This is a genomic window from Euzebyella marina (genome assembly GCF_014855515.1).
Lineage (GTDB): Bacteria > Bacteroidota > Bacteroidia > Flavobacteriales > Flavobacteriaceae > Euzebyella > Euzebyella marina.
Genome location: NZ_JACYFK010000002.1, coordinates 205,609 through 217,397, shown reverse-complemented (window position 1 = coordinate 217,397; position 11,789 = coordinate 205,609). Strand labels below are relative to the sequence as shown.

At 40.7% G+C, this 11,789-nt stretch carries 9 protein-coding genes; 7 read left to right on the top strand and 2 right to left on the bottom strand.

Going from position 1 to position 11,789, the window contains the following annotated elements:
- Nucleotides 1-47 precede the first annotated feature (47 nt).
- Nucleotides 48-815, top strand: a complete 768-nt coding sequence (locus IL356_RS09685; RefSeq protein WP_121849193.1) for a hypothetical protein — start codon at nt 48-50, stop codon at nt 813-815.
- 159 nt (nt 816-974) lie between these two features.
- Nucleotides 975-1,493: a DUF7935 family protein gene (locus IL356_RS09680; RefSeq protein ID WP_121849194.1), complete on the top strand. Its 519-nt coding sequence runs from the start codon at nt 975-977 to the stop codon at nt 1,491-1,493.
- Nucleotides 1,494-1,533: 40 nt separating this feature from the next.
- On the opposite strand, the gene IL356_RS09675 is transcribed toward IL356_RS09680, so the two are convergent.
- Complete coding sequence (locus IL356_RS09675; RefSeq protein ID WP_121849195.1) at nt 1,534-2,454, bottom strand: patatin-like phospholipase family protein; 921 nt, start codon at nt 2,452-2,454, stop codon at nt 1,534-1,536.
- The gene (locus IL356_RS09670; RefSeq protein ID WP_121849196.1) at nt 2,451-4,508 is read right to left on the bottom strand and encodes a M1 family metallopeptidase; all 2,058 of its coding nucleotides are present in this window, start codon (nt 4,506-4,508) and stop codon (nt 2,451-2,453) included. The genes IL356_RS09675 and IL356_RS09670 overlap by 4 nt, the downstream gene beginning before the upstream one ends.
- Nucleotides 4,509-4,623: 115 nt before the next feature.
- On the opposite strand from IL356_RS09670, the gene recG reads away from it, so the two are divergent.
- The 5 genes from recG to leuB all read left to right on the top strand — a co-directional run bounded on the left by recG (nt 4,624) and on the right by leuB (nt 11,680).
- Nucleotides 4,624-6,729 carry an ATP-dependent DNA helicase RecG gene (gene recG / locus IL356_RS09665; RefSeq protein WP_121849197.1) on the top strand — a complete coding sequence of 702 codons (2,106 nt, stop codon included), beginning with the start codon at nt 4,624-4,626 and terminating at the stop codon, nt 6,727-6,729.
- A 156-nt stretch (nt 6,730-6,885) separates the two neighbouring features.
- Nucleotides 6,886-8,304, top strand: a complete 1,419-nt coding sequence (gene leuC / locus IL356_RS09660; protein ID WP_121849198.1) for a 3-isopropylmalate dehydratase large subunit — start codon at nt 6,886-6,888, stop codon at nt 8,302-8,304.
- Between the two features lie 61 nt (nt 8,305-8,365).
- Complete coding sequence (gene leuD / locus IL356_RS09655) at nt 8,366-8,962, top strand: 3-isopropylmalate dehydratase small subunit (protein WP_121849199.1); 597 nt, start codon at nt 8,366-8,368, stop codon at nt 8,960-8,962.
- 81 nt (nt 8,963-9,043) lie between these two features.
- Nucleotides 9,044-10,555, top strand: a complete 1,512-nt coding sequence (locus tag IL356_RS09650; RefSeq protein WP_121849200.1) for an alpha-isopropylmalate synthase regulatory domain-containing protein — start codon at nt 9,044-9,046, stop codon at nt 10,553-10,555.
- A 69-nt stretch (nt 10,556-10,624) separates the two neighbouring features.
- Nucleotides 10,625-11,680: a 3-isopropylmalate dehydrogenase gene (gene leuB / locus IL356_RS09645; protein WP_121849201.1), complete on the top strand. Its 1,056-nt coding sequence runs from the start codon at nt 10,625-10,627 to the stop codon at nt 11,678-11,680.
- Nucleotides 11,681-11,789: the final 109 nt, after the last annotated feature.

Here is an 11,789-nt window from a genome sequence, read left to right as displayed (position 1 = left end):
CTATAAATTGTACCCAACATTAGAAGTATCATAATAAATCCCCATAAATGAAAAGAAATTTACTTGCTTCCATTCTACTTGTTTTCACCGTTATTTCCGTTCAGGCGCAACGCAAAAGTGATTTGATCGCTGAAATCGATCAGTTAAAAAATGAGTTGGACTCTGTGAACAATGAGCTATTGGAAACGAAAAAAACCGAACGTATTGCGGTAGCCAAGGCTGAATCTTTTGAAAGTCAGGTAAACGAATTGCAAGACGCCAACAATACCTTAATGGCTAACATGAAGAGTTTTGCCGAAGTATCCAATAAGAACAGTAACATCGTTACCAGTGCCATGGCCAGTCTAGAGGCGAAGGAAAATCAATTGAAATCGATTAAAGACGCCATTAGCAGTAATGATTCTACGGCCATTGTGGTATTGACCAATGTAAAGCAAACTATGGGAGAAAATGCCAAAATTTCTGTTTCAAACGGGGGCGTGGTTATTTCATCGGACCTGAATAGTCTTTTTGGAAGCGATACGGGCGACCAACTTACGGCCGAAGGAGGGTCATGGACAGAAAAAGTAGCCCAAATTCTAGCGGCCAATCCTAAAACTTCGGTAACGGTAGAAGGTTTGAGTATGACGGGGGATATTCATATACCCGCTCAACAAGCCTTGTCGGTGGCAAGAAAGCTGAAGGAAGCCGGTGTAGAGGCCGAACGCGTTTCGAGTCTTGGAAGAGACGGTAATTTAAAAGAAGGAATTCAAGTGAATATTCACCCTGCCTATGACCAATTCTACCTCATGGCCAGGGAAGAGATGAAAAACTAGTTTTTCAATTACTATATAGGTTGATTTTGAGAATTATTTTATCAACCTGAACAGGTAATTCACAAAGGAAGTAAAACACCATACTTTTTTTAAAAATAGACCGTTCTCTAAACAAAGTAACCGGCTATCTTCATCGATGGCCCCAAACCACCCAAAAACATGTCTGGAGAAACTATTTTACAATTTTTCGGTTTTTTATTACCTGCCGTTGTTACTGGTCTTGTCGCCTTCTATTTTTTCAAGTTACATACTCGAAACGAAGAAGGGCGAAGAAGATTTCTATTACATAAAGACACACAAAAGAATACATTACCCGTACGTTTGCAGGCCTATGAGCGAATGGCTCTTTTTCTAGAACGCATTGCCATACCTAGCTTGGTGGTTCGGGTAGCGCCTAAGTCGACCAATAAAAACGACTACGAACAGCTACTTATCAGAACTATTGAAACCGAATTCGACCACAATCTGTCACAACAAATTTATATGACCGATGAGTGTTGGAACGTAATCAAAGCGGCCAAAAGTGCTACCGTACAAATGATCCGCAAAGCGGCTATGAGCGAAACGGATGCAGCCGATAAACTCAGGGAAGACATTCTTACCGAAACGATGGACAAAGAATCGCCATCGGCCACTGCCCTATCGTTCGTTAAAAAGGAAATTGGCGAGCTCTGGTAAGCTTTTGAAAAATCTAAATAAAAGGCGAGGTGCTCTATAGTTAGAGTACTTCGCCTTTTTCAGGTTCTATCTGATTAAGTTCGGTATTCTTATATTTTGCATAGTTGAATCCGCTTTGCCACCAAGCCGTCATTTTTTCCTTATCAAAAACCAAAGAGTTGGTGGTTAAAACGGTTGGTGTATAATAAAAGTTAATGATAGCCTTGTTATGCCCCGCCGCGTACTTTCCTATTTTAATATTCTGAAACTCGATACGGTCAAGCATAAACTCAAACATGGTCGTTAACAATGAGAAAGCGTTCTTTGAAGGCAGGCGGTTCAGATGCGTCACTTCGGTCTGTAAAACTATCACATCGATTTCGGTAGCACCTCTTCTTACGGCCTCTTCAATTGGCACCATATTTCCTAGGCCGCCATCGGCATATTCACATCCGTTTTTTCGAACTAAACTCATAAATGGCGTGTAGTTGCAAGATATCCAGACCCATTCACAAAAATCTTCGTAGCTATAATCGTTGATGGATTTGTATTCTACTTGATTTAAAGATAGATTGGCCACTGTAACGACTATTTCCTTGGGTCCGTTCTTTAAAATCTCAAACTCTTCTTTGGTAAGTGTATTTTTGATGAGCTTGTGTAAATTTTTGCTTTCGCCAAAGGTTTTTCTGCCTCTATAGAAATTACGGAGAACGTTCCAGTGATTGATGCCAATCGTATGAACGCCATACTTTTTTTCAATGGTAAAGGGGCAATTGCTAAAGATGCTGTCTTGATTGACCGAAGTATAGATCTCTTTGATCTTATCTATTTTCTGTAGTGCCAAATGCGAAATCAGTAGGCTGCCTGTGGAGGTACCTAGAAAAAGATCGTACTCGCATTGCTTTTCTTGCATGAGATATTGTGCTACCCCACCCGCAAATGCTCCTTTGCTACCGCCTCCAGAAATGACCAATGCCTTCATTCTTCCTTTAATTTACTGTTTATATAACGGAAATCGTTTTGGTTTAGTTTCTTAAAAACGGTCGCTATTCTTTTTTGATATTCTTTTTGTTGCAATAACTCATCGGTTAAATTACGAGCGTATTTCTTGAACTGCCAACTATGGTGTTCGGTAGCGTCGATTAAATTCACAAGAGCATCATCGGAAAGACCTATTTCAGCTAGATATTGAAAAGCACCCATGCGAACATCCCAAGAAAATGAGGGGTCGGTATAATCGACCAGTTCATTATAATATTCATTGGTGCTTTCGGGTTTGAAACTTTCGGTAACAATGGCCAAAGTCAACCATAACAACCGAACATTTTTATTAGGCAAACCTTCTACACCCTCGGTAACTTCAAGATATTTTTCTCTGTCATTAGAAAACGATGACCATAGTTTATACAAAGCCAACTCTTGGCTTATGTAACTTTTATCACCGAGTAGCGTTTCTATATCTTCCTTAGATTCCATCGGAATATCTTCTACTAACTGAAGCATTTTTTGTCTGGTTAGTAAATCCGATTCAATAGCTGAGTTAATTAAAGCTTCTGAAGACAAGGTGCTTTTGAACTTTTCCAATAACGCTATCTTGTATTGATGAGGATGATTACCGCTTAAAACATTCTTCAATTGGTTACCATTCATCTCATTGTCAACAAATGCCCTTATCGATTCATTGTATTTCTTAAGATAGGTGATGGCTTCTTCCTCAGGAAATTTATCGGAGTTCAACCAAGACTGTTCAAATTCAGTGAGATCGGTGTTGGTTTCCGCTTTTATTTCATTCAAAAAATCTTCTATGGTCGCATTTTGAAAACTGTATTTGGTAAGGTAGCTCTTCATCCCATTTTGAAAAGCATCCTCCCCCACTCTTTCCCTTAAAATTGCCAAGGCCCATGCGCCTTTTTCGTAAAAAGTAAGACTACTCGATTTTGGGTCGGTCAAAGCTTCGCCCCGACCAGCTTCTGACATTCGGTGTAGCTCTTGAGCGGTATCCCACAATTTCCAATAGAAAAAATCATTACCAAAAACCTTTTTCTCTGCCATATATGCGTAGTAAGTGGCAAAACCCTCGTGCAACCAATGGTGATGCCCATCCTTTTCTGTTACTAGATTGCCGAACCATTGATGTGCCAACTCATGGGCGTTCACGTTGACATAGTTCTTGTCTACAAACCCTGTGGAATCGACCACATAACCCTCGGAGAAAATGGTGCAGCCGGTATTTTCCATACCAGCATATATAAAATCACGAACCGGCACCTGTTTGTAATTTTGCCAAGGGTACGTCACCCCTATCTCAGATTCTAAAAAATCAAAAATTTCTTGAGTGTATCTATAAGTGGGCTCTACTTTAAGACTATCTGAAGGATAGTAATAGTTATCGATGGAAACGCCACTCTTCGAAATAAACTTTTGTTTATTATAATTGCCTATAGCAAAAGCCAAAAGATAGCTACTCATTGGCTTTTGCATATCATACTGCCACAACGTTTTATTGAGGGAATCTTTCTGTGAACGTAATTGACCATTAGCGATAACCTCATAGTTCTTTTCGGCAAGAATGCTCACATCGAATTCTACTTTTTCTTGCATGTCATCAAAACTGGGTAACCAATGGCTGGTGTACTTTCCCTGACCTTGGGTCCATATTTGTTCGTTATGCCTAATGTTATCATCCCATCCTAAAAAATAAACTGTCTGTTTGGGCTTAGTGGTGTATGCTATTTTAAGTTGATACGTTTTATTCTTTTTGAACCTCTTCTTTAGAACAAGCCTTTTTCCGTTATTTTCAAATGCCGTTTTTTCACCATCAATACTTACCTCGTTCAAATGAATGTTCTGGGCATCTAAAAAAACAGAATCGACTGCGCTCAAAATTTTGAAGGTATAACTTACCGTTCCTTTTATTGCCTTTTCCTTTGGCAGCGGTTCAATAACCACTTTTGATTCTACAAAGTTGACATGCTGTTGATGCTGGCCATAAAACCTTCCACATAAAAAAAAGAAAACCAAAAAAAATCTAATCATAATAATTGCAGAACAAAAGGTGAACCAAATTTAGCATTTTTAATAGGGTCTGCTGAAAATGACTATTGCCATAGCTTTTGTTGCTATTAATTTGCCGAACCGCTAATTTAGTCGCATGATTGGCCAATTGCTACAAACACCTATTGCTTATTTGAAAGGGGTCGGGCCCAGTAGAGCCGAGACACTACAATCAGAGCTGGGTATTCATACCTTTCAAGACTTATTAAGTTTTTTTCCTAATCGTTACCTAGATAAAACCCAATATTACAAAATAGGCCAACTTCAACGTAGCAATGCCGATGTTCAGATTGTCGGTAAAATAGTCAACCTTAAAACCGTTGAGCAAAAAAAAGGTAAGCGTTTGGTGGCCACATTTGTCGATGATACTGGCGAAATGGAATTGGTCTGGTTTCGAGGGCAAAAGTGGATTCGTGAAAATCTAAAAATAAATGTCCCCTATGTAGTTTTTGGGCGATGTAATTGGTTCAATGGTAAGTTTTCTATGCCGCATCCGGATATGGAATTGCTGACGGAACACCAAAAAGGACTAAAAGTAGCGATGCAGCCCATTTACCCATCCACAGAAAAACTAGGTAACAAAGGCATTACCAATCGTGTTATCAGTAAAATGATCCAGCAATTGTTTATGGAAACCAAAGCAAGGTTCTCAGAAACTTTATCGGATCAATTGTTACAGGAGCTTCACCTTATGCCAAAGCCGGAAGCCCTATTGAATATACACTTTCCAAAAAATCAAGAATTATTGGCCAAAGCCCAGTTCCGATTAAAATTTGAAGAGCTGTTTTACATTCAACTACAACTTTTAACCAAAAAGGCACTTCGAAAACAAAAAATTAAAGGTTTGGTCTTTGACCAAGTCGGTGAGCGGTTCAATGAGTTTTATGAAGAACACCTTCCTTTTGAGCTGACGGGCGCACAAAAAAGAGTTCTTAGAGAAATAAGGTCCGATTTGGGCAGTAATGCCCAAATGAACCGTTTGTTACAGGGCGATGTAGGTTCTGGCAAAACAATCGTCGCGGTAATGAGCATGTTATTGGCCATAGATAATGGTTACCAAGCATGTCTAATGGCACCAACTGAGATTCTTGCGAACCAACATTTTACAGGAATCAAAGAATTATTAGACAAGGTTGGTGTTAGTTGTGCCCTGTTGACCGGATCAACCAAAAAATCGGACCGCAACCAAATTCATGAAGCCCTTGAAAGCGGGGAACTCCACATTTTGGTGGGCACCCATGCGCTATTGGAAGATAAAGTACAGTTTCAAAATTTAGGATTAGCCATTATTGATGAACAACATCGGTTCGGAGTTGCACAAAGAGCTAAACTGTGGCATAAAAATTTGCTCCCCCCTCATATTTTGGTAATGACGGCTACCCCCATACCAAGAACGCTGGCCATGAGCCTTTACGGAGATCTGGATATTTCGGTAATCGACGAGCTGCCTCCTGGAAGAAAGCCGATAAAAACCGTACACCGTTACGATACCAATAGACTCAAGGTTTTTGCTTTTGTGAGGGATGAGATCAAAAAAGGAAGACAGGTTTATATCGTGTACCCACTTATTCAAGAATCGGAAGCGTTGGATTATAAAGATCTGATGGATGGTTATGAAAGTATCGCCCGTGATTTTCCGCTGCCCGATTATCAAATTTCTATTGTTCACGGTCAAATGAAACCTGTCGATAAAGATTATGAAATGGACCGTTTTGTGCGCGGAGAAACCCACATTATGGTAGCTACTACCGTAATCGAAGTCGGCGTAAACGTACCCAATGCTTCTGTCATGATTATCGAAAGTGCCGAACGCTTTGGGCTTTCACAATTACATCAGCTAAGGGGGCGTGTAGGCCGAGGGGCAGACCAAAGCTATTGTATTTTGATGACCAGCCATAAACTTTCTTCCGAAGCCAAAACCAGATTACAGACCATGACCCAAAGCAATGACGGGTTTGAAATCGCAGAGGTCGACCTTAAATTACGCGGGCCGGGCGATTTAATGGGTACACAGCAAAGCGGTGTGCTTAATTTAAAGATTGCCGATATTGTCAAGGATAACGATATTCTCAAGACGGCTAGGCATTACGCCCTACAACTTTTAAAAAGTGACCCTCAACTTGAAAGACCTGAAAATTTAGTTGTCAGAAACACCTATATCAAAATTTTAAAAAACAAGAATATCTGGAATTACATTAGCTAAACACCTCTTTTAGTTCTGTTTTTTATTTTTAAACATCATTGTAAAAACCGAACCGAAGAATGCTAATTTGAGGGTTGAACATCGTAATTTTAAAATGTAATAATTTCTTAAAATCTTCATGTTTCACTAGTTTTGTTAGCTTAGAATTGAAAGATTATGAGTGCTAAAAAGACATTGTTCGATAAAGTGTGGGATTCTCATGTAGTCCACCAAATAGAAAACGGGCCAGATGTGCTGTTCATTGACCGTCATATGGTTCACGAGGTAACGAGTCCAGTTGCTTTTCTCGGGTTGAAAAATCGCAACATTGGGGTGATGCATCCTGAAAAAACATTCGCGACGGCCGATCATAACACCCCAACCATCAACCAACACCTTCCTGTGGCCGACCCATTATCGGCGAATCAGTTAAAAATGTTGGAAGCCAATGCCAATGAGCATGGTATTTCTTATTGGGGTCTGGGTCATGAAAAGAACGGCATTGTTCACGTAGTCGGTCCGGAGTACGGCATAACGGTTCCTGGGGCTACCATTGTCTGTGGTGACTCACATACTTCTACACATGGTGCTTTTGGCGCTATCGCTTTTGGTATCGGTACTTCAGAAGTTGAGATGGTTCTGGCCACTCAATGTATTATGCAGCCAAAGCCTAAAAGAATGCGTATCAACATCACTGGTGAACTGCAATATGGCGTAACACCTAAAGATGTGGCTCTTTTTATTATTTCACAATTGACCACTTCGGGTGCAACGGGCTATTTTGTCGAATACGCGGGCGATGTGTTTAAAAATATGAGTATGGAAGGTCGTATGACCGTCTGTAACCTTAGTATAGAAATGGGTGCCCGCGGCGGAATGATTGCTCCTGATGAAAAAACATTCGAGTATATCAAAGGCCGTGAATTTGCTCCTACCGGTTCTGCTTGGGATAAGGCGATGACCTATTGGGAAACTTTATATACCGATGACGATTCTATTTTTGATAAAGAACTGACTTTTGATGGTTCTGCCATCGAGCCGATGATCACTTATGGTACCAATCCGGGTATGGGTATGGGTATCAGTAAATCCATTCCTAACTACGATGAAACGCAGGGCGCTGCTTCAAGTTACAAAAAGTCTTTGCAGTACATGCAATTCGGCGAGGGCGATGCGATGATCGGCAAGCCAATAGATTTTGTATTTATCGGTAGTTGTACCAATGGTCGAATTGAAGACTTTAGGGCTTTTGCTTCCGTTGTAAAAGGAAGAAAAAAGGCGGATAATGTTACCGCTTGGTTGGTTCCTGGTAGCCATAAGGTAGAAGCTGCCATTAAGGAGGAAGGACTTTTGGATATTTTCACAGAAGCAGGTTTTGAGCTTCGCGAACCCGGCTGTTCTGCGTGTTTGGCCATGAACGATGATAAAATTCCGGCGGGCAAACTAGCGGTGAGTACCTCGAACAGAAACTTTGAAGGAAGACAAGGCCCAGGTTCAAGAACCTTATTGGCCAGCCCGTTGGTGGCCGCTGCGGCTGCTGTAACCGGAAAAGTCACTGATCCTAGAGAACTAATGCAAGAAGTGGTAGCCGGTTAAAAAAGAGCTTTGGGCTCATTTTTTCATACCTACCATTTATTAAATTTCAAAGAACAAAAAGATGGCATACGATAAATTCAATATATTGACTTCTACAGCGGTACCCTTACCAATTGAAAATGTAGATACCGATCAAATAATTCCTGCTCGCTTTCTAAAGGCTACCGAACGTAAAGGCTTTGGCGATAACCTTTTTCGCGATTGGAGATATAATCAAGATAATACCCCTAAGGAAGATTTTATTCTTAACAATCCTATTTATGGGGGCGAAATTTTAGTAGGCGGTAAAAACTTCGGTTCGGGCTCCTCAAGAGAGCATGCGGCTTGGGCAGTCTACGACTATGGTTTTCGCTGTGTAATTTCAAGCTTTTTTGCCGACATTTTCAGAAACAACTGTCTTAATATCGGGGTATTACCGGTTCAGGTAAGTGCTGAATTCCTTCAGAAGATTTTTGGTGAAATTGAAAAAGACCCAAAAGCCAAGTTTGAAGTGAACCTTCCTGAACAAAAAGTAACCATTTTGGCAACGGGTGAAAGCGAATCATTTGATATCAACACCTATAAAAAAGGCAATATGACCAACGGATTCGACGATATCGATTACCTTTTGAACATCAAGAAAGATATTCAAGAATTCGCAGAGAACAGACCTATCTAAAAAAATCGGCCCCAGTTTTTTCTAACTAGGGCCTTCAAAATCCTTGAATTAAAAAAGGAACGCTATAACCTTAGGGTAGAAATGAAAAGACAGCTGGAAATAATGGACACCACGCTACGCGATGGCGAGCAAACTTCTGGTGTATCATTTACCGCTTCAGAAAAACTTACCTTGGCAAAGTTGTTGTTGGATGAGCTGAAGGTCGACCGAATAGAGGTGGCTTCCGCTAGGGTTTCTGAGGGAGAGTTAGAGGCCGTAAAGCAGATAACACGTTGGGCCGACGAACAAAACTATCTTGACCGTGTCGAGGTACTGACATTTGTTGATGGTGGTGTTTCTTTGGATTGGATGGAGAATGCAGGTGCCAAATCTCAGAACCTTTTAACGAAAGGGTCTATTAATCACCTCAAATATCAGTTAAAGAAGACTCCCGAACAACATTTCGGCGAGATTGCGGAAACTTTCAAAAAAGCATCCGATAGAGGCTTTATCAATAATATTTATTTAGAGGATTGGAGTAATGGAATGCGCAACTCAAAAGAGTATGTATTCGCTTTTCTTGATTTTCTATCATCTCAGCCGGTTAAAAGAGTACTGCTACCGGACACCTTGGGCATCTTGACCCATAATGAAGTTTCTGATTATCTAACAGAGATTATATCAAGGTTTCCTAATATGCATATCGATTTTCATGGTCATAACGACTATGATTTAGGGGTTGCCAATATCATGGAAGCTGTTAAGGCAGGCTGTCACGGTTTGCATCTAACCGTTAACGGAATGGGTGAACGAGCCGGTAATGCACCCATGGCCAGTGCTATTGCGGTAATAAACGACTTTTTACCTGACGTCTCCATTGAAGTAAATGAAAAAGCACTTTATAAGGTAAGCAAATTGGTTTCGGCATTTACCGGGGTGGGCATACCTGCCAACAAACCTATTGTTGGTGAAAATGTATTCACTCAAACTGCTGGAATACATGCGGATGGAGACAATAAAAAGAATCTCTATTTCAGTGATCTAATGCCTGAGCGCTTTGGCAGAAAGCGAAAATATGCATTGGGCAAAATGTCGGGGAAAGCCAATATTCAAAAGAACCTTTTGGAATTGGGCCTTACTCTCAATGATGAAGAACTGAAAAAAGTTACCGCCCGAATAATTGAACTCGGCGATAAAAAAGAAAAGGTCACCAAAGAGGATCTACCTTACATCATTTCCGATGTGTTGGATACCGATTATCATCAAAAGGTGTTTGTAAAATCTTATGTGCTTACACACTCAAAAGGTTTAAGACCATCCACTACCCTATCTTTGGAAATAGATGGGAAAATTCATGAGGAAATCGCTTCCGGAGATGGGCAATATGATGCCTTTATGAATGCCTTGCGTAAAATTTATCATGGCCGCAAAATGGAATTGCCCAAATTGGTAGACTACGCCGTTAGAATACCTCCCGGAAGTAATTCAGATGCCCTTTGCGAAACCATTATTACTTGGGATTTCAATGGAAAAGAATTCACCTCGAGAGGTCTCGATTCTGACCAAACGGTTTCGGCCATAAAGGCTACCGAAAAAATGTTGAACATAATTTAAAACGTTGTGCGATTGGTTATGGCTTAAAAGCTAAATGCCAAAGTCAACTTGAATTTGAAAATCATATAAATGAAACTAAATATTGCCCTTTTGGCCGGAGATGGAATCGGCCCTGAAGTTATTGATCAAGCGGTGAAAGTATGCGACGCCATCGCAACTAAGTACGAACATGAAATTGCTTGGAAGCCCGCTTTGACCGGAGCTGCAGCAATTGATGCGGTAGGTGAACCTTATCCTGATGATACGCATGAAGTATGTGCCAGTGCCGATGCCGTTCTTTTCGGTGCTATAGGGCACCCTCGTTTTGACAATGATCCTTCTGCCAAAGTACGTCCCGAGCAAGGCTTGTTGAAAATGCGTCAAAAACTAGGGCTCTTCGCAAACGTAAGACCAACCTTTACTTTTCCTTCTTTAATAGATAAGTCTCCTTTGAAAAGAGACAGAATTGAAGGAACCGACCTTATTATTCTTAGAGAATTGACCGGTGGGGTTTATTTTGGTAAACGCGGGCGCGAAGATGATGGCAATACAGCATATGATACGATGACCTACACGCGTGCTGAAATTCAGCGTTTGGCAAAAAAAGGGTTTGAAATGGCGATGGCCAGAGGAAAAAAATTGTGCTGTGTCGATAAAGCCAATGTGCTGGAATCTTCTCGCCTATGGAGAGAGACCGTACAAGCTATGGAGAAAGATTATCCTGAGGTAGAAGTTTCTTATGAATTTGTTGATGCAGTCGCGATGAGATTGGTCCAATGGCCTAAAGCCTATGACGTAATCATCACTGAGAATTTGTTCGGAGATATCTTAACCGATGAGGCTTCCGTGATATCGGGATCGATGGGATTAATGCCATCTGCCTCCGTTGGTAGTGAGGTTTCCCTATACGAACCTATTCACGGTTCTTATCCTCAAGCTGCCGGTAAAGACATTGCGAACCCTTTAGCTACCGTGCTTTCAGCAGCCATGATGTTTGAAGATTTAGGTTTACAACAAGAGGCCGATGATATACGTCGTGTTGTAAATAAATCCCTTTCCGAAGGGGTTGTTACCGAAGATTTGTCCGAAGGAGGTAAATCATACAAGACTAGTGAGGTCGGTGACTGGTTGGCTAGCAATATTTAATACATTTTTTAGGTCTTACAGACCGAGAATATAAAAAACGGCTATCATTGATTTGATGGCTGTTTTTTTGTCTACTACTACCTTAGTCTTGATAACTATACTGTTTCTA